At 70.9% G+C, this 25,735-nt stretch carries 25 protein-coding genes; 12 read left to right on the plus strand and 13 right to left on the minus strand.

Going from position 1 to position 25,735, the window contains the following annotated elements:
- Positions 1-4: 4 nt before the first annotated feature.
- The 6 genes from pheS to AC2EAQ_RS03175 all read right to left on the minus strand — a co-directional run bounded on the left by pheS (position 5) and on the right by AC2EAQ_RS03175 (position 5,006).
- Entirely contained in the window at positions 5-1,048 is a 1,044-nt protein-coding gene (gene pheS, locus AC2EAQ_RS03150; protein ID WP_484640278.1) for a phenylalanine--tRNA ligase subunit alpha, read from the minus strand.
- 88 nt (positions 1,049-1,136) lie between these two features.
- Positions 1,137-1,493, minus strand: coding sequence for a 50S ribosomal protein L20 (rplT, locus tag AC2EAQ_RS03155; protein ID WP_484640279.1), 357 nt, complete (start codon positions 1,491-1,493; stop codon positions 1,137-1,139).
- Between the two features lie 23 nt (positions 1,494-1,516).
- On the minus strand, positions 1,517-1,720 hold the full coding sequence (gene rpmI / locus AC2EAQ_RS03160; protein ID WP_484640280.1) for a 50S ribosomal protein L35: 204 nt from the start codon (positions 1,718-1,720) through the stop codon (positions 1,517-1,519).
- Between the two features lie 120 nt (positions 1,721-1,840).
- Complete coding sequence (gene infC, locus AC2EAQ_RS03165; RefSeq protein WP_484641143.1) at positions 1,841-2,392, minus strand: translation initiation factor IF-3; 552 nt, start codon at positions 2,390-2,392, stop codon at positions 1,841-1,843.
- Positions 2,393-2,460: 68 nt separating this feature from the next.
- Positions 2,461-4,368 (minus strand): threonine--tRNA ligase, encoded by a 1,908-nt coding sequence (gene thrS / locus AC2EAQ_RS03170; RefSeq protein ID WP_484640281.1) that lies wholly within the window; start codon positions 4,366-4,368, stop codon positions 2,461-2,463.
- A gap of 173 nt (positions 4,369-4,541) precedes the next feature.
- A complete protein-coding gene (locus tag AC2EAQ_RS03175) occupies positions 4,542-5,006 on the minus strand; it encodes an outer membrane lipoprotein (protein ID WP_484640283.1) in 465 nt (154 codons plus the stop codon).
- A gap of 229 nt (positions 5,007-5,235) precedes the next feature.
- On the opposite strand from AC2EAQ_RS03175, the gene AC2EAQ_RS03180 reads away from it, so the two are divergent.
- The 6 genes from AC2EAQ_RS03180 (at position 5,236) to AC2EAQ_RS03205 (ending at position 13,177) form a co-directional block, all read left to right on the plus strand.
- On the plus strand, positions 5,236-6,768 hold the full coding sequence (locus tag AC2EAQ_RS03180; protein ID WP_484640284.1) for a fumarate hydratase: 1,533 nt from the start codon (positions 5,236-5,238) through the stop codon (positions 6,766-6,768).
- Between the two features lie 22 nt (positions 6,769-6,790).
- Positions 6,791-8,122 (plus strand): argininosuccinate synthase, encoded by a 1,332-nt coding sequence (gene argG / locus AC2EAQ_RS03185; protein WP_484640285.1) that lies wholly within the window; start codon positions 6,791-6,793, stop codon positions 8,120-8,122.
- Between the two features lie 292 nt (positions 8,123-8,414).
- Complete coding sequence (locus tag AC2EAQ_RS03190) at positions 8,415-11,201, plus strand: winged helix-turn-helix domain-containing protein (RefSeq protein WP_484640287.1); 2,787 nt, start codon at positions 8,415-8,417, stop codon at positions 11,199-11,201.
- Between the two features lie 142 nt (positions 11,202-11,343).
- On the plus strand, positions 11,344-12,084 hold the full coding sequence (locus AC2EAQ_RS03195) for a hemerythrin domain-containing protein (RefSeq protein WP_484640290.1): 741 nt from the start codon (positions 11,344-11,346) through the stop codon (positions 12,082-12,084).
- Positions 12,085-12,092: 8 nt separating this feature from the next.
- Positions 12,093-12,290: a hypothetical protein gene (locus AC2EAQ_RS03200; RefSeq protein ID WP_484640291.1), complete on the plus strand. Its 198-nt coding sequence runs from the start codon at positions 12,093-12,095 to the stop codon at positions 12,288-12,290.
- Entirely contained in the window at positions 12,287-13,177 is an 891-nt protein-coding gene (locus tag AC2EAQ_RS03205) for a c-type cytochrome (RefSeq protein WP_484640292.1), read from the plus strand. The genes AC2EAQ_RS03200 and AC2EAQ_RS03205 overlap by 4 nt, the downstream gene beginning before the upstream one ends.
- On the opposite strand, the gene AC2EAQ_RS03210 is transcribed toward AC2EAQ_RS03205, so the two are convergent.
- Both AC2EAQ_RS03210 and AC2EAQ_RS03215 read right to left on the minus strand, forming a co-directional pair.
- Positions 13,178-14,467: a mechanosensitive ion channel family protein gene (locus AC2EAQ_RS03210; protein WP_484640293.1), complete on the minus strand. Its 1,290-nt coding sequence runs from the start codon at positions 14,465-14,467 to the stop codon at positions 13,178-13,180.
- Positions 14,464-15,405, minus strand: a complete 942-nt coding sequence (locus tag AC2EAQ_RS03215) for a histone deacetylase family protein (protein WP_484640294.1) — start codon at positions 15,403-15,405, stop codon at positions 14,464-14,466. Before AC2EAQ_RS03215 ends, AC2EAQ_RS03210 begins: the two co-directional genes overlap by 4 nt.
- Before the next feature lie 30 nt (positions 15,406-15,435).
- Here AC2EAQ_RS03215 and AC2EAQ_RS03220 point away from each other — a divergent pair, with 30 nt between their 5' ends.
- Genes AC2EAQ_RS03220 through mltB form a run of 5 tightly spaced genes read left to right on the plus strand, consistent with a single transcriptional unit; the run spans position 15,436 to position 21,135 of the window.
- A complete protein-coding gene (locus AC2EAQ_RS03220) occupies positions 15,436-16,374 on the plus strand; it encodes an AAA family ATPase (RefSeq protein ID WP_484640295.1) in 939 nt (312 codons plus the stop codon).
- 13 nt (positions 16,375-16,387) lie between these two features.
- A complete protein-coding gene (locus AC2EAQ_RS03225; RefSeq protein WP_484640296.1) occupies positions 16,388-17,032 on the plus strand; it encodes a glutathione S-transferase family protein in 645 nt (214 codons plus the stop codon).
- On the plus strand, positions 17,029-17,988 hold the full coding sequence (locus AC2EAQ_RS03230) for a DUF58 domain-containing protein (RefSeq protein ID WP_484640298.1): 960 nt from the start codon (positions 17,029-17,031) through the stop codon (positions 17,986-17,988). The genes AC2EAQ_RS03225 and AC2EAQ_RS03230 overlap by 4 nt, the downstream gene beginning before the upstream one ends.
- Positions 17,985-20,033 (plus strand): transglutaminase TgpA family protein, encoded by a 2,049-nt coding sequence (locus AC2EAQ_RS03235; RefSeq protein WP_484640299.1) that lies wholly within the window; start codon positions 17,985-17,987, stop codon positions 20,031-20,033. Before AC2EAQ_RS03230 ends, AC2EAQ_RS03235 begins: the two co-directional genes overlap by 4 nt.
- Positions 20,034-20,040: 7 nt before the next feature.
- Positions 20,041-21,135: a lytic murein transglycosylase B gene (gene mltB / locus AC2EAQ_RS03240; protein ID WP_484640301.1), complete on the plus strand. Its 1,095-nt coding sequence runs from the start codon at positions 20,041-20,043 to the stop codon at positions 21,133-21,135.
- Positions 21,136-21,156: 21 nt separating this feature from the next.
- On the opposite strand, the gene AC2EAQ_RS03245 is transcribed toward mltB, so the two are convergent.
- The 4 genes from AC2EAQ_RS03245 to AC2EAQ_RS03260 all read right to left on the minus strand — a co-directional run bounded on the left by AC2EAQ_RS03245 (position 21,157) and on the right by AC2EAQ_RS03260 (position 23,337).
- Positions 21,157-21,420 carry a hypothetical protein gene (locus AC2EAQ_RS03245; protein ID WP_484640303.1) on the minus strand — a complete coding sequence of 88 codons (264 nt, stop codon included), beginning with the start codon at positions 21,418-21,420 and terminating at the stop codon, positions 21,157-21,159.
- A gap of 63 nt (positions 21,421-21,483) precedes the next feature.
- Entirely contained in the window at positions 21,484-21,903 is a 420-nt protein-coding gene (locus AC2EAQ_RS03250; RefSeq protein WP_484640304.1) for an acyl-CoA thioesterase, read from the minus strand.
- A gap of 7 nt (positions 21,904-21,910) precedes the next feature.
- On the minus strand, positions 21,911-22,555 hold the full coding sequence (locus AC2EAQ_RS03255) for a YceH family protein (RefSeq protein WP_484640305.1): 645 nt from the start codon (positions 22,553-22,555) through the stop codon (positions 21,911-21,913).
- Complete coding sequence (locus tag AC2EAQ_RS03260) at positions 22,555-23,337, minus strand: SDR family oxidoreductase (protein WP_484640306.1); 783 nt, start codon at positions 23,335-23,337, stop codon at positions 22,555-22,557. The genes AC2EAQ_RS03255 and AC2EAQ_RS03260 overlap by 1 nt, the downstream gene beginning before the upstream one ends.
- Before the next feature lie 59 nt (positions 23,338-23,396).
- On the opposite strand from AC2EAQ_RS03260, the gene AC2EAQ_RS03265 reads away from it, so the two are divergent.
- Positions 23,397-25,085: an electron transfer flavoprotein-ubiquinone oxidoreductase gene (locus tag AC2EAQ_RS03265; RefSeq protein ID WP_484640307.1), complete on the plus strand. Its 1,689-nt coding sequence runs from the start codon at positions 23,397-23,399 to the stop codon at positions 25,083-25,085.
- A 16-nt stretch (positions 25,086-25,101) separates the two neighbouring features.
- Here the strand turns inward: AC2EAQ_RS03265 and AC2EAQ_RS03270 are convergent, their stop codons facing one another.
- Entirely contained in the window at positions 25,102-25,692 is a 591-nt protein-coding gene (locus AC2EAQ_RS03270; protein ID WP_484640308.1) for a YiiX/YebB-like N1pC/P60 family cysteine hydrolase, read from the minus strand.
- Between the last annotated feature and the right edge of the window lie 43 nt (positions 25,693-25,735).

Below are 25,735 nucleotides of genomic sequence, written 5' to 3' on the forward strand. Positions count from 1 at the left end.
GCGTCTACTTGAACTGGGACAGGAAGCGCAGGTCGTTCTCGAAGAACAGGCGCAGGTCATTGACGCCGTAGCGCAGCATGGTCAGGCGGTCGGGCCCCATGCCGAAGGCGAAGCCGATGTAGCGCTCCGGGTCGAGACCGAAGTTGCGCACCACGTTCGGATGCACCTGGCCGGAACCGGCCACCTCGAGCCACCGGCCTTCCAGCGGACCTGAGGAGAAGGCGATGTCGATCTCGGCGCTGGGCTCGGTGAAGGGGAAGAAGCTGGGCCGGAAGCGCAGCGTCAGCGCGTCGGTCTCGAAGAACCGGCGGCAGAAGTCGGTGAAGACCGCCTTGAGGTCCTTAAAGCTCACGTTCTCGCCGATCCACAGACCTTCGCACTGGTGGAACATCGGCGAATGCGTCGCATCGCTGTCCACGCGGTAGGTGCGGCCCGGCGCGATCACGCGGATCTCCGGCATCGGATCCGTGCCCGCATGCCGCCGTGCATGGGCCCGCGCATAGCGCACCTGCATCGGGCTGGTGTGCGGGCGCAGGTTGAGCCAGCGGCCCTGCGCGTCCTTCATGTCGACGTAGAACGTGTCCTGCATCGACCGCGCGGGATGGTTCTCGGGGTTGTTCAGCGCGGTGAAGCTCATCCAGTCGGTCTCGATCTCGGGACCGTCGGCGACGTCGAAGCCCATCGACCCGAAGATCGCCTCGATGCGCTCGATGGTGCGGCTGACCGGATGCAGGCCGCCGCTGCCGCGCTGACGCCCGGGCAGCGTCACGTCGAGCGACTCCGCGCGCAGCTGGGCTTCCAGTTCGCGGCGGGCCAGCGCGTCACGCGCGGCCTCGAGGTCGGCTTCGATCTGCTGCTTGACGGCATTGATCTGCGCGCCGCGGGCGCGCTTGTCCTCGACCGACAGGCTGCCCATCGCCTTGAGCAGTTCGGTCACGCGGCCTGAACGGCCCAGGTAACGCGCCTTGGCGTTCTCGAGCTCGGCGGGCGTGGACGCGGCCGCGAACTCGCCGCGAGCCTGTTGCGCCAGGGAATCCAGATCGCTCATCGTTCGGTGCAATGGAGACAAAAAAAGGCCGCCACCAGGGTGACGGCCTTCGACGCTTCGTTGGGCGCCGCTCGCGCGGCGCTTCGACTCAAGCCAGCTGGGCCTTCACCTTGGCGACGATGCTGCCAAAGGCGGCAGGGTCGTTCACGGCCATGTCGGCCAGCACCTTGCGGTCGATGCCGATCTGTGCCTTCTTCAGGCCTGCCATGAACTTGCTGTAGCTGACCCCCAGCTCACGGCTCGCCGCGTTGATGCGGGCGATCCAGAGTTGGCGGAACACGCGCTTCTTGGTCCGGCGGTCACGGTAGGCGTACTGACCCGCCTTCATCACCGCCTCCTTGGCGATGCGGAAGACGTTCTTGCGGCGGCCGCGGAAACCCTTGGCTAGCGCGAGGACCTTCTTGTGACGAGCACGGGCGGTGACACCACGTTTGACGCGAGGCATTTCTTTTCTCCTTCAGAAGCGGTTCAGAGGCCGGCAAAGGGCATCATCTGCGCGATGTGCCCCATGTTGGTCTCATGCACGTTGACGGCACCACGCAGGTGGCGCTTGTTCTTCGTGGACTTCTTGGTGAGGATGTGGCGCTTGTACGCCTGACCGCGCTTGACGGTGCCACCCGGGCGAACGCGAAAACGCTTCTTCGCGCTGCTCTTGGTCTTCATCTTGGGCATTGAATGCTCCTTGCTTTGACACCCCTGCAGGCGACCGCCGTTCGACGGTGCTTGATGGCCTGCAGCGGCTTCTCTTCAGGCAGCCCGGCGACCAGACCCGGCTGCTGAACCCTTGGATTCCTACGACTTCCGTTTCGGCGCCAGCACCATGATCATCTGGCGGCCTTCGAGCTTGGGCATGTGCTCGACGACCGACACGTCCGCGAGTTCGTCGCGAATCCGTTCCAGCAGCCGCATGCCGATTTCCTGGTGCGTGATCTCGCGACCCCGGAAGCGAAGCGTCACCTTGCCCTTGTCGCCGTCCTCGGCGATGAAGCGGCGCAGGTTGCGCATCTTGATGTTGTAGTCCCCCTCGTCGGTGCCGGGGCGGAACTTCACTTCCTTGATCTCGACGACCTTCTGCTTCGCCTTCGCCTCCGCCGCCTTCTTCTGCTCCTGGTACTTGAACTTGCCGTAGTCCATCAGGCGGCACACCGGAGGCACCGCGGTCGACGCGATTTCCACCAGGTCCACGTCGGCTTCGCCGGACAACCGCAGCGCTTCGTGAATGCTCACGATGCCCAGTTGCTCGCCCTCGGGCCCGATCAACCTCACCTCGGGGACCGCGATCTCTCGATTCAGGCGGTGCTTGCGTTCGACGTTGGGAGTACGACGGTCAAGGAAAGTAGCGATGGCGGCAACCTCTACACGAGCACCAAGGCCGGGTGCCCGAACAAAAAACGAAACGCGCCTGGGCTGGTTCAGGCCTTGGTGCGGATGGCTTGCTCGACCTTCTCGACGAAGGCTTCGAGGGGCATCGCACCGAGATCCAGATTGCCCCGGGCGCGCACTGCGACAGTGCCGTTGGCCTTTTCCTTGTCGCCGACGACAAGAATGAACGGCACCTTCTGCAACGAATGCTCGCGGATTTTATACGTGATTTTGTCGTTCCGCAAATCCGCCTGCACTCTAACTCCTTGTTTTTGCAGCGATTTCACCACCTCGCCCACGTATTCGGCCTGGGCGTCGGTGATCGAGGTCACGACCACCTGCAAGGGCGCCAGCCAGACGGGCAAGGCGCCCGCGTGCTGCTCGATCAGGATGCCGATGAAGCGCTCCAGGCTGCCGACGATGGCCCGGTGCAGCATCACCGGCGGGCGGCGCTCGCCGGTTTCGGTTACATATTCGGCGCCCAGGCGCTCGGCCATGGAGAAGTCCACCTGCATCGTGCCGCACTGCCACTGGCGCCCGAGCGCGTCCTTCAGCGTGTACTCGATCTTGGGGCCGTAAAAGGCGCCGTCCCCCGGCGCGATCTCGTAGTCGCAGCCCGACTGGCGCAGGCTGTCCACCAGCGCGTGCTCGGCCTTGTCCCAGACGGCGTCCGAGCCGATGCGCTGCGCCGGGCGCGTGGCCACCTTGTAGATGATGTCGGTGAAGCCGAAGTCGGCGTAGACCTTCTGCAGCAGGGCCGTGTAGGCCAGGCACTCCGGCAGGATCATGTCCTCGGTGCAGAAGATGTGGCCGTCGTCCTGGGTGAAGGCCCTCACCCGCATGATCCCGTGCAACCCGCCGGTCGGCTCGTTGCGATGGCAGTTGCCGAACTCGCCGTAGCGCAGCGGCAGGTCGCGGTAGCTCTTGATGCCCTGCTTGAAGATCAGGATGTGGCCGGGGCAGTTCATCGGCTTGAGCGCGTAGTCGCGCTTCTCCGACTCGGTGGTGAACATGTTCTCCCGGTACTTGTCCCAGTGCCCGGTCAGCTCCCACAGCGACCGGTCCAGGATCTGAGGGCCCTTGACCTCCTGGTAGCCGTTGTCCCGGTACACCTGGCGCATGTACTGCTCGACCACCTGCCACACCGTCCACCCCTTCGGGTGCCAGAACACCGTGCCGGGGCTGTGCTCGTCCAGGTGGAACAGGTCGAGCTCGCGCCCGAGCTTGCGATGGTCGCGCTTCTCGGCTTCCTCCAGCATGTGCAGGTACTGCTGGAGGTCCTCCTTCGAGGCCCAGGCCGTGCCGTAGATGCGCTGCAGCATCTCGTTGCGATGGTCGCCGCGCCAGTAGGCGCCGGCCACCTTCATCAGCTTGAAGTGCTTCAGGCGCCCGGTGCTGGGCACGTGCGGCCCGCGGCACAGGTCCTCGAAGCCGCCTTCGCGATACAGGGAGACGTCCTCCCCGGCGGGGATGCTGGCGATGATCTCCGCCTTGTAGTGCTCGCCGATGCCCTTGAAGTGCGCCACGGCCTCGTCGCGCGGCAGCACCCGGCGCACCACCGGCTCGTCCTTGCGCGCGAGCTCAGCCATGCGCTGCTCGATGGCCGCCAGATCGTCCGGCGTGAAGGGCCGCTTGTACGAGAAGTCGTAGTAGAAGCCGTTCTCGATCACCGGGCCGATGGTGACCTGGGCTTCGGGGAACAGCTCCTTCACCGCGTAGGCCAGCAGGTGCGCCGTGGAATGGCGGATCAGCTCCAGCCCGTCGGCGGACTTGTCGGTCACGATGGCCAGTTGCACGTCGCGGTCGATGCGATGGGACAGATCGACCAGGCGACCGTCGACCTTGCCGCCCAGGGCCGCCTTGGCCAGGCCGGCACCGATCGACGCGGCGACCTCGGCCACGGTCACCGGGCCGGGGAATTCACGGCGGGACCCGTCGGGAAGTTGCACAGAGATCATGGAAGCGCTCCGGAAAAGAAAAAAGCGCGGACAGTGCCGCGCTTCGAGGGGAGAAGGAGATGAGCGGTGGACGCGCGCGAGCGACTACACCGCCTCGGCGGTGCAAAAAGTTCGCGGTGTCATAACCGTCATGCCTTTCTCGCCCTTGTGATCCTGGGAGCGGCGATTCTAGTTCACAGCCGGTAGAGCTGCGAACCTTCGATGCGCACGCGGTCGCCCACGCGCAGCCCGCCGGCGTCACGGAAGTCGAACTTGCGCAGGCCGGCGCCCTCGACCTGGACCGACACCCGCACGCCGCCGCCGTCGCGGCGGGCGTTCTTCTCCATCTCGTTGCCGATGATCGCGCCGCCGACGGCGCCGACCACGGTGCCGGCGTTCTTGCCGCTGCTGCTGTCGCCGAACTGGCGACCGAAGATGGCGCCGACGATGCCGCCGACGATCGCACCGGCACCCTGGGGCTGGTCCGACGGGATGCCGATCGGGTCGATGCTCGTCACGCGACCGTACTGCACGGACGCCGTGGCATCCGGTCGGCCGTTTCCGCCATAGACCGGCGCACCCTTGGGCGCGGGGCTGGCGCAGGCGGCCAGCAGGCTGACGAGCGCCGCAGTGGCGGCGAGACGGGCGGCATGGTGCATCGGGGGGTCTCCTGATCGTGGGGCGGACTCCGTCCGCGGTGCCCCTGCAACGCTCGCACCGCCTTTCCGGTTGATTGCTGGATTGCAAAGCTGGCGGCGGCCGGCAGCCCCCGCCCTGCCGGGCCGACCGCCCGCGGGGCCTCCGTACCTGACGCCGGGCTTGCCGGGACGGCCCGACGGGCGCGGCACAATCCGGGGCTCGCATCGCCACAACGACCCCGGACGCGCCATGCCCACCACGATCCGCCGCGAAGACCTCGTCGAGTCCATCGCCGCCGCCCTGCAGTACATCAGCTTCTACCACCCGGCCGACTTCATCGCCCACCTCGCGCGGGCCTACGAGCGCGAGCAGGGGCCGGCCGCCCGCGACGCCATCGCGCAGATCCTGACCAATTCGAAGATGTGCGCCGAGGGCCGGCGCCCGATCTGCCAGGACACCGGCATCGTCAACGTGTTCCTCGACGTGGGCATGGACGTGCGCTGGGAAGGCTTCGCCGCCGGCAGCTCGCTTCAGGAGGCGGCCGACGAGGGCGTGCGTCGCGCCTACCTGAACCCGGACAACCCGCTGCGCGGCTCGGTGCTGGCCGACCCGCTGTTCAGCCGCAAGAACACCAAGGACAACACGCCGGCCGTGGTCCACATGCGCGTCGTGCCGGGCGACAAGGTCGACGTGACCGTGGCCGCCAAGGGCGGCGGCAGCGAGAACAAGAGCAAGTTCGTCATGCTCAACCCGAGCGACAGCGTGGTCGACTGGGTGCTCAAGACCGTGCCCACGATGGGCGCCGGCTGGTGCCCGCCCGGCATGCTGGGCCTCGGCGTGGGCGGCACCGCCGAAAAGGCCATGCTGATGGCCAAGGAAGTGCTCATGGAGCCGATCGACATGTTCGAGCTGCTCGCGCGCGGGCCGCAGAACAAGACCGAGGAACTGCGCATCGAGCTGTACGAGAAGATCAACGCGCTGGGCATCGGCGCCCAGGGCCTGGGCGGCCTGACCACGGTGCTCGACGTGAAGATCGCCACCTTCCCCACCCATGCCGCCAGCCTGCCGGTGGCGATGATCCCGAACTGCGCCGCCACGCGCCATGCGCATGTCACGCTGGACGGCTCCGGCCCCGCCTACATGGACCCGCCCAGCCTCGACCTCTGGCCCGACGTGAACTGGCAGCCCGACTACAACCGCAGCAAGCGCGTCAACCTCGACACGCTGACCAAGGCGGAAGTCGCCAGCTGGAAGCCCGGCGACACGCTGCTGCTGTCGGGCAAGATGCTCACCGGCCGCGACGCGGCGCACAAGCGCATCCAGGACATGCTGGCCAAGGGCGAGCCGCTGCCAGTGGACTTCACCAACCGCGTCATCTACTACGTCGGCCCGGTCGACCCGGTGCGCGACGAGGTCGTCGGCCCGGCCGGCCCCACCACCGCCACGCGGATGGACAAGTTCACCGAGATGATGCTGGCGCGCACCGGTCTCATCGCCATGATCGGCAAGGCCGAGCGCGGCCCGGTGGCCGTCGAGGCCATCCGCAAGCACCAGAGCGCCTACCTGATGGCCGTCGGCGGTGCCGCCTACCTGGTGTCCAAGGCGATCAAGGGGGCCCGCGTGGTGGGCTTCGGCGACCTCGGCATGGAGGCGATCTACGAGTTCGAGATCCAGGACATGCCGGTGACGGTGGCCGTCAGCGCCGACGGCACCAGCGTCCACGAGACCGGCCCCAAGACCTGGCAGGCCAAGATCGGCAAGATTCCCGTCACGGTGGCCTGAGCGGCCGCGCACAAGAGTTCCCATGCCCGCCCACATCCTTCAGAACCTTCCCGCCGGCGAACGCGTCGGCATCGCCTTCTCGGGCGGCCTGGACACCAGCGCTGCCGTGCTCTGGATGCGCAAGAAGGGCGCCGTGCCCTGCACCTACACCGCGCACCTGGGCCAGCCCGACGAGAGCGACTACGACGACATCCCGCGCCGCGCCAAGGCCTACGGCGCCGAGATCGCGCGCCTGGTGGACTGCCGCCCGCAGCTGGTGGCCGAGGGCATCGCCGCCATCCAGAGCGGCGCCTTCCACATCAGCACCGGCGGGGCAACCTACTTCAACACCACGCCGCTGGGCCGCGCGGTCACCGGCACCGCGCTGGTGATCGCCATGCGCGAGGACGGCGTCAACATCTGGGGCGACGGCAGCACCTACAAGGGCAACGACATCGAGCGCTTCTACCGCTACGGGCTGCTGGCCAACCCGAAGCTGCGCATCTACAAGCCCTGGCTCGACCAGACCTTCATCGACGAGCTGGGCGGCCGCAAGGAAATGAGCGAGTTCCTCATCGCCAACGGCTTCGACTACAAGATGAGCGTCGAGAAGGCCTACAGCACCGACAGCAACATGCTCGGCGCCACCCACGAGGCCAAGGACCTGGAGTTCCTCGACAAGGGCATCCGCATCGTCAACCCGATCATGGGCGTGGCCTTCTGGCGCGAGGACGTCGCGGTCAAGGCCGAGGAGGTGTCGGTGCGCTTCGAGGAAGGCGTGCCGGTGGCGATCAACGGCCGCAGCTTCGCCAGCGCGGTGGAGCTGTTCGAGGAGGCCAACCGCATCGGCGGCCGCCACGGCCTGGGCATGTGCGACCAGATCGAGAACCGCATCATCGAGGCGAAGAGCCGCGGCATCTATGAGGCGCCGGGGATGGCGCTGCTGCACATCGCCTACGAGCGCCTGGTCACCGGCATCCACAACGAGGACACGATCGAGCAGTACCGCGCCAACGGCCGCCGCCTGGGCAAGCTGCTCTATCACGGGCGCTGGTTCGACCCGCAGGCGCTGATGCTGCGCGAGACCGCGCAGCGCTGGGTGGCGCGCGCCGTCACCGGCGAGGTGGCGCTCGAGCTGCGCCGGGGCAACGACTACTCGCTGCTCGACACCAGGAGCCCCAACCTGACCTACCACCCCGAGCGGCTGACGATGGAAAAGGGCGAAGGCGCGTTCAGTGCCGCCGACCGCATCGGCCAGCTGTCGATGCGCAACCTGGACATCGACGACACGCGCGACAAGCTCGGCGTCTACAGCCGCGCCGGCCTGCTGGGCCAGGACAGCGGCAACGACATCCCGCTGCTGTCGAAGGACTGAGCCCCGGGGCGCGGGCCCGTCGCGGTTGCGGGGCGGAGCGTAGAACAGGCGCTTCGTCGCAGGAATGCGCAATTCGTCGCTGCGCGCTGGGCACCGCGTGCGCGGGTTCACAGAATCCGCCCCCATGCCGTCGCCTGCCAGCGTCTCCGTCGCCGTCCACCGGGGCCCCACCCTGCGCGCCGGTGGCGTCCGCCACGGCCTCCTGCAGGCGGTGCCGCCCCGGGCTGCCCCTGCTGCGCCGGACCAGGCCGGGCGGCACAATCGGGCGCCCGAACTGCCCCGGCAGCGACCCGTGTTCTCGTTCGCGCGCACCAAGATCCAGCCGCCGCGCGCCCGTGCCGGCGCGCTGCTGGTGCGTGCCTCGCTGCAGCGGCGTCTCGTCGATGCGATGCTCTCGCGCACGCTTGTGCTGCTGCAGGCCGCCGCCGGCTTCGGCAAGACCACCGCGCTGACGCAGGCCATCGACGCCCTTCCCTCGGGCACTGCCGTGGCCTGGGTGGCCTGTGACGAGGGCGACACGCCGCTGCAGCTGTTCAGCTGCCTCGTGGCGGCGCTCGAGCCCTACGACCTGCCGTGGCGCACGGCACCCGACGCCCTGCTGGCTTCCGCTCTGGCGGGCGGCGACGACCCCGCTCGTCAGCAGAAGGCGCTGCGGCACATGGCCACCGAGCTGATCAATGCGCTCGACGCCGCGGACGTGCCGCACGGCGTGATCGCGGTCGACGACCTGCACCGGATCGACAACCCGGCCGTGTTCCGCTTCCTCGACCTGCTGTGCGAGCGCTTCACGCCGCGCTGGACCCTGGCCATCGCCACCCGCATCGAGCCACCAATTGCGTTGCACCGCCTTCGCGCCCGCGGCGAACTCGCGGACTTCCAGTTCCACGACCTGCGCTTCGACGAACTGCAGGCTCGCGAGATCGTCAGCCTGGCGGGCCTGGACGCCGAAGCCGCCGACGCCCTGTTCGCTCGCACCGAAGGCTGGCCCGCCGGACTGCAGCTGGCGGTCAGCGTGCTCGGCGGCGCTCCCAGTGCCACGCTGTCGGGCACGGCCACGGTGATCGACCGGCAGATGTTCGACTTCCTGGCCACCGAGGTGCTGGACCGGCTCGACGCGGGCCTGCGCGAGTTCCTGCTGTCCACGTCGGTGCTGCCGGAACTCACGGCTGCGCGCTGCGCGGCGCTCACGGGCGATCGCCACGCTGCGACCCACCTGGAGACGATCGAGCGCGCGGGCCTGTTCGTGACCTCGCTGCCCGAGCCCGAACCCACCCTGCGCCTGCACGACCTGTTCCGTGACGCGCTCGAGCACCGTCTCGCGCGCGAGCGCCCGCAGGACCTGCCGGGCCTGCTCGAACGCGCGGCACGCAGCGAGCCCGACGACACGCGCCGCCTGGGCTACTGGATCCGGGGTCGGCACTGGGACGAAGCGGCCAGGGAACTGCTGCGCCAGACCTACGAGCTGCTGACGGCGAGCCAGTCGGCGGCCGTCGAGCGCTGGCTGGCTCAGTTTCCGGAGGCCCTGCAGGGCAGCCAGCCCGACCTGCTGACCGTCCGCGCGCTGCTGGGCTGGATGCACTGGCGCTGGGCCGACATGGTCAACGCTGCACTGGCAGCCGAGTCGGCCTACGAAAGCGCCGGGCGTCACCTGGAAGCGATCACCGCCCGTGCGTATGCGGTGCTCGCCCTGCGGGGCGGCGGCCAGCGCGACCACAGCGAGTCCCGCGCGCAGCGTCTGGAGGCCGAGGTGGACGCCCTGCTGGCCAGCCGCGCCGGCGACATGCGGGCCGGCCGCCGTTGGGACGGCCATGAGCCCGGCATCACGGCGGCCCTGCTGGGCCGCGAGTGCGTGGTGTGGGCTGCGTTCGACGACGCCCGGCTGGACGACCTGGCCGCGCCCACCCAGCGCTCGATCGAACTGCTGGACCATGCCGACGGCCTCGGCCCGCTGTTCCAGATGCTGCCACTGCCGGCCTATGTCGGCCTGGTCGGCATGAAGCCGGCCTTGCTGCGCTACGTGGCCAAGGCGCGCGCGCGGCTGCCGGACGACGATGCCCACCTGGGCACCCTGGTGCGGGCGCTCGAAGGCAGCGTGCACCTGTGGGCCGGCGACGTGGCGCGCGGCGAAGCGCTGCTGCGCGAAGCCGCGGCCGAGGTCCGCTGGCACGACTTCCCGCTGCGCAGCACGGACCACGTCTACCCGTTCCTCTGCGTGGCCGACGTGCTCATGGGTGACACCGAGGCCCTGCGCCGCGACGCCGCGGCCCTGGAACACGTGCTGTTGCGCGCGTCGGAACTGCCCGACATCGGCCAGCGGGTGCAGGCCGAACTGATGTTCACCGGTCGATGGCTCCTGGCTGGCGGTTGCGGCGACGCCGCGCTGCGCCTGTGGCGCCACATCGAGCGCTGGCACGACCCGCGCACCCGTCCGTTGTGGAACGTGCAGTGCAGCACCCTGCCGGCCTACGTGGCGCTGGCCGAGGGCAGGCTGGGGGACGCCGAGGCCGGCTTCAGCCAGGCCATCGCCCAGCATGGGCGCCAGCTCGACCTGCAGGGCCACCTGAGCGAGCTGCGCCTCCGGACCGCCGCCCTGCGCCTGGGCGCCGGGCGGACGGGGGAGGCGGCTGACGTCCTGCGGCCGCTGTTCGACCGCCACGCGGACGACCAGGACATCGCCCCGGTGTGGCTGGCCGGACCGACCCTGCTGCGAGACCTCGCGGGCGCCCCTTGGCAGGGCGCACTGACGCCGGCCCAGGCATCGACCCTGGAGCGCTGGGCGCGTGACGCCGCGGCGCTGCGTGTCCGATCCGCGGCGCAGCCGCCTGCCGCACCGCGGCCAGCCGGCGCCTTGGCGGACGCGCCCCCGGCCAGCCCGGCCGCCGCCGCGCTGCTGTCCCAACGTGAACTCGAAGTGCTGGAACGCATCGCCGCGGGCGACAGCAACAAGCTCATCGCCCGGGCCTTCGACCTGTCGCCACACACGGTCAAGCGGCATGTCGCCAACATCCTGGACAAGCTCGACCTGAGGTCGCGTGGCCAGGCGGCCGCCTGGTTCCACGAGCACGGCGCGGCGCACTGACGCGTCCCGTACTGAGCCCTTCGGGCCATAGCCCGAACCCCGGCCGATGGCCCGTCCGGTCGATGCGGCGCCTCGGAGACGTCGCGAGACTGCCGGCATGCCTCGGAGCATCCCGCTCCGCAGCCCGCCCCAGGAGACCGACATGCAGACCACCGCCCCCGAACGCGCCGCCGGCGCCGCCACGACCCGCCCTGGCGCCGCCACGCCGCGCCGGGACCTGTACAGCCACATCCACAAGGCGCTGCGCCTGTTCATGACGGACACGCTGACGCGCGTGGGCCGCCTGGACACGGGCGACGCCGGCGAAGTCGCCGCCGTGCTGGCCCAGACCCGCGAGTTGCTCGGCCTGTGCCGGTCGCACCTCTCGCACGAGAACGAGTTCGTCCACAGCGCGCTGGAAGCGCGCCGCCCGGGCGCGAGCAACCGGATCGCCGGCGAGCATGTCGAGCATCTGGGGGCCATCGCCGCGCTGGAGGCCGATGTCGCCGCCCTGGCCGCGTGGCCCGGCGACGCCGCGGCCCAGCGCCTGTACCGGCATCTGGCCCGCTTTCTGGCCCACAACCTCGAGCACATGCACGTGGAGGAGACGGCGCACAACGCCGCACTGTGGTCGCTCTACACGGACGCCGAGCTGGCCGACGTGGAGCAGCGCCTGGTGTCCTGCATCGGCGCGGCCGAGATGTCGCTGACGCTGCGCTGGATGGTGCCAGCCCTGTCGCCTGCCGAACGTGCCGCGTTCCTCGGCGAGATGCAGCGACAGATGCCGCCGGAAGCCCTGCGCGGCGTGCTCGACATCGTCCGCCCCGTGCTCGACGACACGGCCTGGGGCAAGCTGGCGCGCGCGCTGAACGTGCCCATCGCGCCCGGCCTCGTGCAACGCTGAGCCGGCGCATGAAGACCGCCCTGATGCCGGTGCTCGCCACGATGACCGTGCTGTTCGGCGGCGTCGCGCTGCGCGCCGGCGACGACCCCGCCGCGGGCCGCGCGGGCGCGGCCCCCTCGACTTGCCGTCCTGCCGACGGCCCCGTCTCCGCACGCCCGCAGGAGACCGCTGAAGACCCGTGCCGGCACGGGCCGGAGAACCCATGAACCCCTGGTTGAAACGGGGCGCCCTCGCGCTCGTCATCGTGATCCTGATCGCCGCCACCCTCGTGGCGACGGGCCTGTGGCGCGCCGGCCAACGCGGCGAGCGCCGCTTCGACATCGCCGTCAAGGAGGTCGCCGTGCCGGCGGCGCCGGCCGCATTGGAGCGGGGCCGCTACCTCTTCGGCTCGCGCGGATGCGCCGACTGCCATGGCGCGAACGGCGGCGGCCGCGTGTTCGTGCAGCAGGGCGACAGCCTTCGCCTGGCCGGCCCCAACATCACCCGCGGCCCCGGCAGCGCCGTCCTCGCCTACGGCACGGCCGACTGGGTGCGGACGATCCGGCACGGCGTCGCGCCCGGCGGCCGGCCGCTGCGGGTGATGCCCAGCGAGGACTACAACCGGCTGACCGATGCCGACCTGGGCGCCCTGATCGCCCACGTGCAGTCGCTGCCGCCCGTGTCCGGCGGTGCGGCGCAGATCGTCCTGCCCCTGCCCGCACGCGTGATGTACGGCTTCGGCGCGATCCCCGATGCGGCGGACAAGATCGACCATGCCCTGCCGCCGGCGCCGCCGGTGCCCGAGGCCCTGACCGTCGAACATGGCCGCTACGTGGCCAACATGTGTCTGGGCTGCCACGGCCCGCGCCTCGAGGGCGGTCGCATCGCAGGCGGTCCGCCGGACTGGCCCGCCGCGGCCCGCCTCGTGCCGGGCGAAGGCAACGTGATGCGCTCGCACTACGCTTCGGCCGACGCCTTCGTCGCCATGCTGCGCAGCGGGCGCAGCCCCGACGGCCGCGAGTTGAAGGTGATGCCGTTCGAAGCGCTCAGGCAGCTGAGCGATGTCGACGCGCGGGCGCTGCACCTCTACCTGGTCAGCCTGGGCACGCGCTGATCAGGCCCCGAGTTGCCGCACCACGCGCTGCGGGTAGGGTATCTCCACGCCGGCGTCGGCCAGCGTGCGCAGGATCGCCAGGTTGACGTCGCTGCGCACGTTGCCCTGGCCGTTCTCCGGGTCGGCGATCCAGAACGCCACGTGCAGGTCGAGCCCGTCGGCGCCGAAGGCCGCCAGCTGGACCGCCGGCGCCGGGTCGGCGATCACGCGCGGCACGGCGCCGACGGCCTGCACCAGGCGCGGCATCAGGGCGTCGAGGTCAGTGCCGTAGGCCACCTGGACGTTGCTGCCCAGGCTCACCTTCGAGTCGGCCAGCGACGAGTTCTCCACGCGCTGCGTGATCAGCATCTCGTTGGGCACGATCGACTCGCGCCCGTTGGCGGCCCGCACCACGGTGTAGCGCGTGGTGATGTCGGAGACCCGGCCCTCGAAGCCGTCCACCTTGACCATGTCGCCGATGCGCAGGCTGCGCTCGGCCAGGATCACGAAGCCGCTGACGTAGTTGGCGGCCAGCTTCTGCAGGCCCAGGCCGATGCCCACGCCGAGCGCGCCGCTCATCACGCCCAGCGCGCCGATCGGGATGCCGGCCGCCGACAGGGCCAGCAGCACGCCCACCAGCAGCAGCAGCGCGCGAACCGTGTTGGCCGCGATCTTGCGCACCGACAGGTTGTCCGTCGCGCCGGCCAGCAGGCGCGACTCGATGGCGGCCGACACCCACAGCGCCGCCACCATCACCACCAGCGCCGACAGCGCGCCTTCGAGCAGGCTGCGCAGCGTGACGTCGGCGCCGCCGACCTTCCAGCGCACGGACTCCAGCTCCTGCAGCACCAGCGGCAGCAGCCCCGTGACCCACAGCACGAGGCCCAGCCACACCAGCCACGACAGGGTGCGCTCGATCACGCGCACCACTTGCGACGCGGGAAAGGCCACCCGCAGCACCCGCACGGCCACGCGGATCATCAGCAGCGACGCCAGGATCGGCACCGCGATGCGCATCACCGCGAGCCCCTCGACCCAGCCCGTGCGGGCGAGCATCCAGCGCGCCGCCACGGCCAGCGCGAGCGCCACCACCGGGAACAGCACGCCGTCGAAGATGCGCCGGCCGAACCAGATGCTGGCGGGGTTCTCGACGCTGCCGCGGGCCAGCCGCACCAGCGCCCAGGCCAGCAGCACGCAGGCCGCCAGCACGCCACCCTCGATCGCCGCGCTGGGGCCGTGCAGGCCGGCCAGCATGGCCGCGAAATCCTTCTCCACGACGCCCGCGGCGTCGGCGGCCACCGAAGTGCTCATCCGTCCAGGTCTCCCAGCACGCGCAGGTGCGCCGCCACGCTGCGGGCCAGCGCGCCGAGGTGGTAGCCGCCCTCCAGGCACGACACGATGCGGCCGCCCGCGTGGCGCCGCGCCACGGCCACCAGCTGGCGCGTGATCCAGGCGTAGTCGGCCTCGACCAGGCCGAGCTGCCCGAGGTCGTCCTCGCGGTGGGCGTCAAAGCCGGCGGAGATGAAAATCATCTCGGGCCGGAACTCGTCCAGCCGCGGCAGCCACATCTGCTCGATCGCCTCGCGCACCTGCTGGCCTCGCCCATACGGCGGGATCGGCACGTTGACCATGTTCGTGCCCTTGGGCACCGCGCCGCTGTACGGGTACAGCGGATGCTGGAAGAAGCTCGCCATCAGGATGCGCTCGTCGCCGGCCACGATGTCCTCGGTGCCGTTGCCGTGGTGCACGTCGAAGTCGATCACCGCCACCCGCGACAGGCCGCGCACGTCCAGCGCATGGCGCGCCGCCACCGCCACGTTGTTGAAGAAGCAGAAGCCCATGGCCTGGTCGCGCGTGGCGTGGTGGCCCGGCGGCCGCACGGCGCAGAACGCCGCCGAGGCGCTGCCGTCGATCACCGCGTCGGTGGCGGCCACGGCGGCCCCCGCCGCGCGCAGCGCGGCGCGCCAGCTGCCCGGGCCGGCGCTGGTGTCGGGGTCGATCTGGCAGTGCTCGCCCGACTGCTGCAGCGGCTCCATCGCGCTGCGCATCTCGCTCACGTGGGCCTGGGCATGGGCGCGGGCGAGCTGCTGCTCGTCCGCCAGGGGGGCTTCGCGCAGGTCCAGGGCGTCGAGCAGACCGGTGGCCAGAAGGTGGTCGTTGATCGCGTCCAGGCGCTCCGGACATTCCGGGTGGCCGCGACCCATGAAATGCGCACGGCAATCGGCGTGGCTGTAGAGGGCGAGGGTCATGGGTTTTCGGTTAACTTCAGGTGCATGGACATGAAGCACGGGGCCGAGGCCGCGCTGGCGGCGCAGCTGGCACGCCTGACGGATCAGATTAGCACGGTCATCGTGGGCAAGCGCCCGCAGATCGAGGACTGCATCGCCTGCCTGCTGGCCGGCGGGCACCTGCTGATCGAGGACGTGCCCGGGGTCGGCAAGACCACCCTGGCCCACGCCCTGGCGGTCAGCCTGGGGCTGCAGTTCCGGCGCGTCCAGTTCACGGCCGACATGATGCCCAGCGACCTGGTCGGTGTGTCGGTGTTCGAGCGCAGCCGAGAGCAGTTCGTGTTCCACCCCGGCCCGGTGTTCGCACAGGTGCTGCTGGCCGACGAGATCAACCGCGCCGGGCCCAAGACCCAGGGCGCGCTGCTGGAGGCGATGGAGGAGCACCAGGTCACGGTCGAGAACGAGACCCGTGCCCTGCCCTCGCCCTTCTTTGTCATCGCCACGCAGAACCCGACCGACCAGCTCGGCACCTACCCGCTGCCGGAAAGCCAGCTCGACCGCTTCCTGATGTGCATCACGCTCGGCTATCCGGACCGCGCCAGCGAGCGCGCCCTGCTGGCCGGCGCCGACCGGCGCAGCGTGGTCGAGCGGCTGGCCCCGGTGATGACCCCGGCCGAGCTGCAGGTGGCGCAGCAGGCGGTGCTCGCCGTGCATGCCGGCGACCCGCTGCTGGACTACCTGCAGTCGCTCATCGCCGCCACCCGCAGCGGCCAGTGGTTCACCGAAGGCCTGAGCCCACGCGCCGGGATCGCGATCCTGCGCGCGGCCAAGGCCCATGCCCTGATGGATCGGCGCGACTACGTGGCGCCGGACGACGTGCAGGCGGTGCTGGTGCAGACCGCGGCGCACCGCCTGGTGCCGGTGCCCGGCGCCGGTCGCGGGGCCGCCGAGCAGGTGACGGCGATGGTGCAGTCCGTCGCTGCGCCCTGACGCGGGCCGCGCCATGCTCCGCGTGCTCGGCCGCGCGTCGTCGATCAACGTGCGCAAGGTGCTGTGGACCTGCGCCGAGATCGGCCTGCCGCACCGGCGCGAGGACTGGGCCACGGACGAGCACCCGACCAGCGACCCGGCCTTCGCCGCGCTCAATCCGCACCGCCTGGTGCCGGTGGTCGTGGCCGCGGGGGCGTCGGGCGGGCCCGACTTCGTGCTGTGGGAGTCCAACACCATCTGCCGCTGGCTGGCGGCCGAGCACGGGCGCGACGACCTGCTGCCGGCCGCCCCCCGCGATCGCGCGCTGGTCGAGCGCTGGATGGACTGGCAGGCCACCGAGCTGAACGCGTCGTGGCGCCACGCCTTCATGGCCCTGGTGCGGCGCCACCCGGACTTCCGGGCCGACGCCGCAGCCACCACGGCCGGCGTCGCCGCCTGGAACCGGCAGATGGGCGTGCTCGACGCCTGGCTGGCCCGTGGCGGGCCCTGGGTGGCCGGGGACCGATTCACCCTCGCCGACGTGGTGCTGGGGCTGTCGGTGCAGCGCTGGCGCCGCACGCCGATGGCGCACGCCGAGCTGCCGGCGGTGCAGGCCTACTTCGACCGCGTCGCCGCGCGGCCCGCCTTCGCGGCGGCCGGCGGCGCCGACCACCCGTGACCGGCCGCCTGCGTCGCCGGCTGCGCGCCTGGTTCGAGGCGCGCCTGCCGCGCAGCGACACCTGGACGCTGACCCAGCGCAACATCTACATCGTGCCCACGCGGGCCGGGCTGATGTTCGCGATGGTGCTGATGGTGATGCTGGTCGCGTCGATCAACTACCAGCTCAGCCTGGGCTACGTGCTCACCTTCCTGCTGGCGGGCGCGGGTTTCGTGTCCATGCACCTGACCCACAACACGCTGCGCGGCGTGACGCTGCACCTGCGTCCGCCGGCATCGGGCTTTGCCGGCCTGCCGATGGCGCTCGAGGTGCAGCTGTCGAGCCCCGCCCGCACGCAGTACGGGCTGGGCCTGGGCTTCGAACAGGTGGACGACCGCTCGCAGGACGTCTTCGTCGACGTGCCCGCCGGCGGCATGGCCGTGGCGCACCTGGCCTTCGTGCCGCCGCAGCGCGGCCTGCACGCTCTGCCGACGCTGCATGTCGAGACCCGCTATCCGCTGGGCCTGTTCCGGGCCTGGACGGTGTGGCGGCCGGCGTCGAAGGCGCTGGCCTGGCCGCGGCCCGAGGTGCCGCTGGCGCCCTGGCCCGCCAGCCCCTCGTCGGCTGGCGAGTCGGCGGCCCTGTCGTCCATCGCGGGCGGCGAGTTCGACGGCGTGCGCACCTACCGGCGCGGCGACCCGCTCAAGTCCGTCGTGTGGAAGAAGGCCGCCAAGGGCGGTGACCTGGTCAGCCGCGACAGCGCCAGCGCCCAGCAGCGCGAGCTGTGGCTCGACTGGCAGCAGGCCCAGCTGGCTGGCGTCGAGCCGCGGCTGTCGCGGCTGGCGGCCTGGGTGGTGGCCGCCGACGCGGCGGGGCTGCCTCACGGGCTTCGCCTGCCCGGCGTGGAGATCGCCCCGTCCCAGGGCGCGGCGCACCGCCGCGCCAGCCTCGACGCCCTGGGGTCTTGGCAGGGATGAGCCTGCTGCCGCGCTGGCCCGGCTGGTCGCACCTGCCCCGCGACGCCCGCGACGGCCTGTTCCTGCTCGGCGTGATCGCCTGGACCATCGCCCCGCATGCGGCCCACCTGCCGGCGTGGTGCCTTGGCGTCACGGCCGCCGTGGTGCTGTGGCGGGCGCGCCTGGCGGTGGCCAACGCCCCGCTGCCCGGGCGCTGGCCGCTGATCGCGGTGCTGCTGCTGGCGCTCGGCCTCACCTGGTGGAGCCATCGCACCCTGCTCGGCAAGGACGCCGGCGTCACGCTGCTGGTGGTGCTGATGGCGCTGAAGACGCTGGAACTGCGCGCCCGGCGCGACGCGCTGGTGGTGTTCTTTCTCGGCTTCTTCATCGTGCTGACCAACTTCCTCTACGCGCAGACGCTGCTCGTGGCGGCGGCCATGGTGGTGTCGGTGTGGGGGCTGCTGACGGCCCTGGTGCTGGCCCACATGCCGGTGGGCCGGCCGCCGATCGCGCGTGCCGGCGCCGTGGCGGCCAAGGCCGCCGTGCTCGGTGCGCCGATCATGCTGGTGCTGTTCCTGCTGTTTCCGCGCATGGCGCCGCTGTGGGCCGTGCCGCAGGACACGCAGGCGCGCACCGGCCTGTCGGGCAGCCTGCGACTGGGCGGCGTGGCCGAGCTGGCGGGCGACGACACCATCGCGCTGCGTGCACGTTTCGACGGGACCCCGCCGCCCACCGACCGGCTGTACTGGCGCGGCCCGGTGCTGTCGCGCTTCGACGGCCGCGAATGGACGCGCGCCGATGAGCCGCGGCGCCTGGGACATGGCGCCGGCCTGGTGCTGCGGGGCGCTCCGCTGGCCTACGAGATGACGCTGGAACCGCACCGGCTGCCGATGCTGCCGCTGCTGGAAGCCACACCCGACACGCCGGCGCAGGCGCCGCAGATCGAAGGCATGCGCTCGGCGATGCGCTCGGACCTGCAGTGGGTGACCGAGCGCCCGGTCACGGAGCGCCTGCGCCTTCGCGCCCAGGCCTGGCTCGACCATGCCCACGGCCCGCAGCGTGCGGACCTGCTGCTGCGCGCCGATGTCGAGCTGCCGCCCGGCTACAACCCGCGCACGCTCGCCTGGGCCGACGCCTGGGCGCGCCGGCCCGAGCTGTCTGCGGCCGACACGCAGACCAAGGTGCGCAGCGTGCTCGACCACATCCGCAGCGCCGGCTACAGCTACACGCTGACCCCCGGCACCTATGGCGGCGAGGACGGCCGGCACGCGGTCGACGAGTTCTGGCTCGACCGTCGCGAGGGCTTCTGCGAGCACTTCAGCGCCGCGTTCGTGGTGGTGATGCGGGCGATGGACGTGCCGGCCCGCATCGTCACCGGCTACCAGGGCGCCGACCCGCAGCTGCAGGATGGCTGGCTCGTCGTGCGCAACAGCCATGCCCATGCCTGGGCCGAGGTGTGGATCGAAGGGCGCGGCTGGGTCCGGGTGGACCCGACCGCCGCCGTGGCGCCGGACCGCATCCAGCAGGCCCGTTCGCTGCGCCCGCGCCCGGGCCTCGTGGCCGGTGCCGTGCAGTCGATCCATCCGGCGCTCGTGGCGCAGCTGCGCGGCGCCTGGGAGCGCGTCAACAACCGCTGGAACCAGTGGGTGCTCCAGTACTCGCGCAACGAGCAGTTCGACCTGCTGCGGCGCCTGGGCTGGCAGTCGCCCCAGTGGGCGGACCTCGCCAATCTGCTGGTGCTGCTGCTGTCCTGCAGCGCCCTGGCCGGCGCCGGGTGGGCCTGGTGGGACCGCCACCGGCGCGACCCGTGGCAGCGGCTGGCGCAGCGCGTGTCCAAGGCGCTGGCCACGCTGGAGGTGCCCGCCCCCGCGCACGAGGGCACGCGCGGCTGGGCGCGCCGGGTGCGGCAGCAGCTCGGCGCGCGCGGCGAACCGCTGGCCCGGACCCTGGAGGACCTGGACGCCATGCGCCATGGCCGTGCGGCGCTCGCGCGCCCGCGGCCCGGCTGGTGGGCCGCCTTCCAGGGGCAGGTGGCCCAGCTGCGTGCCCTGGCGGCGTCGCGATAATCGGCGCATGCGGTTCCTGACTGCGCGCCGCGCGATCGGCACGTCCACCCTGGCGCTGGCCTGCGGTCTGGCCCTCGGGCTGGCGGGTGCGCCAGCGGCCGCGCAGACCCCGCCGCGTCCCGAGCCGCCCGCCTACGGGGCGCGCGACGACGTGATGCGCTTCGCCGACGACATGGCGTCGCGCCATCCGTCGCTCGACCCGGCCTGGGTGCGGGCCCAGCTCCAGCGGGCCCGGCGCATCGACCGGGTGCAGCAGCTGATCATGCCGGCGCCGACGGGCACGGCGAAGAACTGGGCCGCCTACCGCGCGCGCTTCGTCGAGCGCGACCGCATCGCCGCCGGCGTGGCGTTCTGGCGCGCCCATGCGCGCTGGCTGGCACAGGCCGAGCAGCGCTGGGGCGTGCCGGCCCAGCTGATCGTCGGGGTGATCGGCGTCGAAACCTACTACGGCCGGCACACCGGCGGCTTTCGCGTCATCGACGCGCTGGCCACGCTGAGCTTCGACTTCCCGACCGGGCGCCGCGACCGCACGCCCTTCTTCCGCGGCGAGCTCGAGCAGTACCTGCTGTGGTGCGCCCGCGAGCGCTGCGACACGACGCAGGTGCTGGGTTCGTTCGCGGGCGCCATGGGTCTGCCGCAATTCATGCCGGGCAGCCTGAACCGCTGGGCGGTGGACTTCGACGGCGACGGCCACGTCAACCTGGCCACCAGCCCCGCCGACGCGATCGGCAGCGTGGCGCACTACCTGAACCACTTCGGCTGGCAACGCGGCCTGCCGACGCACTTCGAGGTGACGCCCCCGCAGGACCCGGCGCAGCGCGCGGTGCTGCTGGGGCCCGACATCCTGCCGCTGTTCTCGGCCGAGGAGTTCGAGCAGCGGGGTGCCGCGCTGTCGCCTGAAGGCCGGGCCCACGACGGCCCGCTCGCGCTGGTGGAACTGCACAACGGCGACGCGGCGCCGAGCCACGTGGCCGGCACGCGCAACTTCTGGGCCGTGACGCGCTACAACTGGTCGAGCTACTACGCGATGGCGGTGATCGACCTCGGCACCGCAGTGGCCGAGCGCATGGCGCAGGGTGTCGCGGACGCCCGGCGCCGCTGAAGCGGCCGGCGGCCGGCGCGACTACTTGCCGTCGCGGATCGCGCCGGGCTGGGCGCCCGTGATCGGCCCGCCCGAGCGGCGCAGGTCCTCGCCCGAGATGCTGTAGAGCGCATTCGGGTTGCCGGACTCCGGCTTGCGGCACAGGTGCGACCCCGTGACCTTGACGCACTCCTTGGTCTCCCGGCTCTCCTGTTGGTTGTCCGCCACCTTCACGGCGGGGTCGGAGGCACAGGCAGTCAGCAGGGCCACCAGGACGATGGCAAGCGGCCGGGCAATACGGAACATGGTCGGATTCCTTGTGGGAACGTTTCAGGAGCGGTGGGCGGACTATATCTGCCCAAGGCCCGGTCAGGTGACCAGCGCGCGCATCCAGTCCGGTAACGGCACCGACTTCTTCGCCTTGAAATCCACCCACACCGTGGTGCTGCCGCCTTCGGCGTAGATCACCCCGGGCTCGTCGGCCCGCTCCAGCGTCACGAAGGTGTCGAAGCTCGTGCGGCCCGGGTTGGCCACGTAGTGGCGAGCGAGCACATCGCCGGGGAACTCGAGCTGGCGGATGAAGTTGCAGAACGCGTTGACGATCAGCGGGCCCGTGCCCTGCGGGTCGGGCGGACCGCCGACGCGGAACAGCCAGTCCAGCCGTGCGATCTCGATGTAGCGGAAGTAGATCGTGTTGTTGACATGGCCCATCGCGTCCATGTCGCCCCAGCGCAGCGGGATCACCATCTCGTGCGTGAGCTTCTTGTCCTGCGGGATCTCGATGCGCATCGCGTCGTCACTCCAGCCCCAGTTCACGGCTCAGGCGCTGCACCTGGGCCTCCAGCGCTTCCACGCGGCCGGCCAGCCGCGCCTGCTCGGCCTTGAGCGCCACCCACTCACCGGCCGAGACGGCCTGGCCGTCGCCAGGGTCGACGGCCGCCGGCGCCGCAACCACTTCGCCGCACAGCAGATGGGCCCAGCGCGCCTCGCGGGCGCCCGGCGCGCGCGCCAGCCGCACCACGCGCGGCGGGTCCTTGGAGGCCATCTCGTCGAGGAAACCCTCCACCGAGGAGATGTCGGCAAAGCGGTGCAGCCGCTCGCTGTTGACGCGCAGCTCGGCGGTCGTCTGCGGGCCGCGCAGCATCAGCGTGGCCAGCAGCGCCACCGACTGGCCGGGCAGGCCCAGCACGCGCGGCGCGTTGTGCTCGAACTTCACGACGCGGCTGCCGCTGCCCTCGAACACGAGCGACAGGTGCTTGAGCCCGTCCACCGCGGCCAGCACCTCGGCGTCGGTGGCGGCCATCACCGGGTCGCGCGCGGTCTTCTGGTTGCAGCCCGCCACCAGTGCATTCAGCGACAGCGGATAGGTGTCCGGCACGGTGGCCTGCTTCTCCACCAGCACGCCGAGCACGCGCGCCTCCAGCGGCGTCAGCGCGCGCATCAGACGCCGAAGCCGTCGTCCGCGGCGATCACCGCGCCATTGACGAAGTGGCTCTCGTTGGCGCAGAGCATCAGCAGCGTGGAGTCCAGGTCCTGCGGCTTGCCCAGGCGGCGCCGCGGCAGCATCTGCACCAGCTTCTGCCCCGCCTCGGTGGACCAGTGGTGGTGGTTGATCTCGGTGTCGATGTAGCCGGGGCAGATGGCATTGACGTTGATGCCGTGGCGCCCCCATTCCAGCGCCATCGCGCGGGTCATGTGCACCACGGCCGCCTTGCTCATCGCGTAGACGCCGATCTGGCTCAGCACGCGCAGCCCGGCCATCGAGGCGATGTTGACGATGCGCCCGCCGGTGAAGGTACCCGGCGCGGCACCTTTGCTGCGCGCGATCATGCGTTTGGCCACCTCCTGGGCGACGAAGAAGGCGCCGCGGGTGTTGGTGGCCATCACCTGGTCGTAGTCGGCGGGCGTCACGTCGGTCAGCTTGCCGGCGATGCTGATGCCGGAGTTGTTGACCAGGATGTCGATCGTGCCCATCTCGGTCTCGGCATGCGCGACCGCGGCGCGGATGCTGTCGATGTCGGTCACGTCCATGCCCACCACGTGGGCATCGCCGTCGGCGGCCTCGATCTCGGCACGCAGGGTCTTGAGGCGCTCGACGCGGCGCGCCGCCAGCACCACGCCGGCGCCGGCTCCCGCCAGCGCCCGGGCGAACTGCGCGCCCAGACCGCTGGACGCGCCGGTGACGAGCGCCACGCGCCCGGACAGATCGATGCTGTACGCCATGAGGATGCTCCTCTACAAAACCTCATTTCACGATAGCACGTGAATCTAGAATCTTTTCCATGAACGCCAAAGAACTTGTCGCCCAGTTCGGCCCGCGCGAGGCCATGGAATACGACGTCGTCGTCGTCGGCGGCGGCCCCGCCGGACTCGCCTGCGCGATCCGCTGCAAGCAGCTCGCGCAGCTCGACGGCAAGGAGATCTCGGTGGTCGTGCTCGAGAAGGGCAGCGAGCCGGGCGCGCACATCCTCTCCGGTGCCGTGATGGACCCCCGCGCCATCACCGAGCTGTTCCCGGACTGGAAGTCGATGGGCGCGCCGCTGAACCAGCGCGTCATGAACGACGAGGTTCTGTTCCTCAGCGAGCACGAGTCGCGCCGCACGCCCAACTGGCTGATCCCGGACTGCCTGCACAACGGCGGCAACTACATCGTCAGCCTGGGCGCCGTGACCAAGTGGCTCGGCGAGCAGGCCGAGGCGCTCGGCGTCGAGATCTTCCCCGGCTTCGCGGCGGCCGAGGTGCTGTTCGCCGACGACGGCACCGTGCTCGGCGTGGCCACGGGCAACATGGGTATCGGCAAGGACGGCCAGCCGCACGACGGGTTCCAGCTCGGCATGGAACTGCGTGCCCGCTACACCGTGTTCGCCGAAGGCGCGCGCGGCCACCTCGGCAAGCAGGTGATCAACCGCCACCGCCTCGACGGCGGCCGCGATCCGCAGAGCTACGCCATCGGCGTGAAGGAGCTGTGGGAAGTGCCCGCCGACAAGGCGCGGCCCGGGCTCGTGGTGCACACCGCCGGCTGGCCGATGGACGACGCCACCTACGGCGGCGGCTTCCTCTATCACCTGGAAGGCAACCGCGTGACGCTGGGCTTCGTCACCGGCCTGGACTACGCCAACCCGTGGCTCAGCCCGTTCGAGGAGATGCAGCGCTGGAAGACGCACCCCGCCATCCGCGCCCACCTCGAAGGCGGCAAGCGCATCGGCTACGGCGCGCGCGCGATCACCGCCGGCGGCCTGCTGTCGCTGCCCAGGCTGGTGTTCCCCGGCGGCGCCCTGGTGGGTTGCGACGCCGGCACGCTCAACGCCGCGCGCATCAAGGGCAGCCATGCGGCCATCAAGAGCGGCATGCTGTGCGCTGAGGCGATCTGCGAGGCGGTGTTCAAGGACGACCGCCGCCACGACGAGCTCAAGGCCTACCCCGAGGCCTTCGAGAAGAGCTGGCTGCACGACGAACTGCATCAGTCGCGCAACTTCAAGCAGTGGTTCAAGAAGGGCAACCGCGTCGGCATGCTGATGACCGGCATCGAGCAGTGGCTGCTGCCGCGCCTGGGCATCAAGTCGCCACCGTGGACCGTGCACCGCACCCAGCCCGACCACGTGCGCCTGAAGCCCGCGGCCGAGTGCCCGCGCATCGACTACCCCAAGCCCGACGGCGTGCTCACCTTCGACCGGCTGTCCTCGGTGTTCATCAGCAACACCAACCACGAGGAGAACCAGCCCGCGCACCTCACCCTGGTCGACGCCAAGGTGCCCGTGGGCATCAACCTCGCGCGCTACGCCGGCCCCGAGAGCCGCTACTGCCCTGCCGGCGTCTACGAGTTCGTCAAGACCGAGGACGGCGGCGACCGCCTGCAGATCAACGCGCAGAACTGCGTGCACTGCAAGACCTGCGACATCAAGGACCCGACGCAGAACATCGTCTGGGTCACGCCCGAGGGCGGCGGCGGCCCCAACTACGCCGGCATGTAGCGGCCAAACCCGTGCCTCAGAGCACGCGGGCCAGCAGGCGCACTGCGGGGTCGCGCCAGATGTCGTCGGGGCTGATGTAGTTGTCGCGCCGCGCGAAGCGCACGCCGGCGGCGCGGTAGCACTCGTCGACCAGTTCCGAGCAGATGAACTTGCGGTCCTGCGTGCGCCGGCCGACGCGAAACGCGATGCGCGCGGCGATGCGTAGGATCTCGACGTTGTCGTAGGGCCTGGTCAACAGGTCCATGCCGAAGCTCACCGCGGCGCGCGCCTGCGCCTCGTCGGGCGCGGGCTCGACCCGGCCGACCACGATCTGCCCACGGTACGGCCTGCGCCGGCCGTGGTAGTCGCGCAGGTACTTGGAGATCGGCACCAGGCGCACGCCGATGCCGGTCTCGCTTTCCAGGATGAACAGGCGCCCGAGCTGGTCGTCGCGGTGGACGATGCCGACATGGCTCCAGACCGAGCGCGTGAAGCGCTGGATCATCCCGGAGAACAGGTACGACCCGGAGCAGAACACGAGATCGCCGGAGCGCAGGTCCTGGCGCACGTCCTCGTACCGGCGCACCGGCAGGCGGGCGATGTCCCGCTTGGCGATCGCATCGGCCATGGCCTCCCCCGTCGGTGTCGTCGCGTCGCGGGCACTGTATCGC

The sequence above is a fragment of the Aquabacterium sp. T101 genome (genome assembly GCF_057219775.1).

Coding starts and splice junctions, on each gene's coding strand:
- AC2EAQ_RS03225 (WP_484640296.1), top strand. CDS start 16,388: ATGCTCCGCGTGCTCGGCCGCGCGTCGTCGATCAACGTGCGCAAGGTG.
- AC2EAQ_RS03205 (WP_484640292.1), top strand. CDS start 12,287: ATGAACCCCTGGTTGAAACGGGGCGCCCTCGCGCTCGTCATCGTGATC.
- AC2EAQ_RS03250 (WP_484640304.1), bottom strand. CDS start 21,903: ATGCGCATCGAGATCCCGCAGGACAAGAAGCTCACGCACGAGATGGTG.
- AC2EAQ_RS03270 (WP_484640308.1), bottom strand. CDS start 25,692: ATGGCCGATGCGATCGCCAAGCGGGACATCGCCCGCCTGCCGGTGCGC.
- AC2EAQ_RS03195 (WP_484640290.1), top strand. CDS start 11,344: ATGCAGACCACCGCCCCCGAACGCGCCGCCGGCGCCGCCACGACCCGC.
- rpmI (WP_484640280.1), bottom strand. CDS start 1,720: ATGCCCAAGATGAAGACCAAGAGCAGCGCGAAGAAGCGTTTTCGCGTT.
- AC2EAQ_RS03210 (WP_484640293.1), bottom strand. CDS start 14,467: ATGAGCACTTCGGTGGCCGCCGACGCCGCGGGCGTCGTGGAGAAGGAT.
- thrS (WP_484640281.1), bottom strand. CDS start 4,368: ATGATCTCTGTGCAACTTCCCGACGGGTCCCGCCGTGAATTCCCCGGC.
- AC2EAQ_RS03255 (WP_484640305.1), bottom strand. CDS start 22,555: ATGCGCGCGCTGACGCCGCTGGAGGCGCGCGTGCTCGGCGTGCTGGTG.
- AC2EAQ_RS03245 (WP_484640303.1), bottom strand. CDS start 21,420: ATGTTCCGTATTGCCCGGCCGCTTGCCATCGTCCTGGTGGCCCTGCTG.
- mltB (WP_484640301.1), top strand. CDS start 20,041: ATGCGGTTCCTGACTGCGCGCCGCGCGATCGGCACGTCCACCCTGGCG.
- pheS (WP_484640278.1), bottom strand. CDS start 1,048: ATGAGCGATCTGGATTCCCTGGCGCAACAGGCTCGCGGCGAGTTCGCG.
- rplT (WP_484640279.1), bottom strand. CDS start 1,493: ATGCCTCGCGTCAAACGTGGTGTCACCGCCCGTGCTCGTCACAAGAAG.
- AC2EAQ_RS03220 (WP_484640295.1), top strand. CDS start 15,436: ATGAAGCACGGGGCCGAGGCCGCGCTGGCGGCGCAGCTGGCACGCCTG.
- AC2EAQ_RS03215 (WP_484640294.1), bottom strand. CDS start 15,405: ATGACCCTCGCCCTCTACAGCCACGCCGATTGCCGTGCGCATTTCATG.
- AC2EAQ_RS03175 (WP_484640283.1), bottom strand. CDS start 5,006: ATGCACCATGCCGCCCGTCTCGCCGCCACTGCGGCGCTCGTCAGCCTG.
- AC2EAQ_RS03200 (WP_484640291.1), top strand. CDS start 12,093: ATGAAGACCGCCCTGATGCCGGTGCTCGCCACGATGACCGTGCTGTTC.
- AC2EAQ_RS03235 (WP_484640299.1), top strand. CDS start 17,985: ATGAGCCTGCTGCCGCGCTGGCCCGGCTGGTCGCACCTGCCCCGCGAC.
- AC2EAQ_RS03265 (WP_484640307.1), top strand. CDS start 23,397: ATGAACGCCAAAGAACTTGTCGCCCAGTTCGGCCCGCGCGAGGCCATG.
- AC2EAQ_RS03260 (WP_484640306.1), bottom strand. CDS start 23,337: ATGGCGTACAGCATCGATCTGTCCGGGCGCGTGGCGCTCGTCACCGGC.
- argG (WP_484640285.1), top strand. CDS start 6,791: ATGCCCGCCCACATCCTTCAGAACCTTCCCGCCGGCGAACGCGTCGGC.
- AC2EAQ_RS03180 (WP_484640284.1), top strand. CDS start 5,236: ATGCCCACCACGATCCGCCGCGAAGACCTCGTCGAGTCCATCGCCGCC.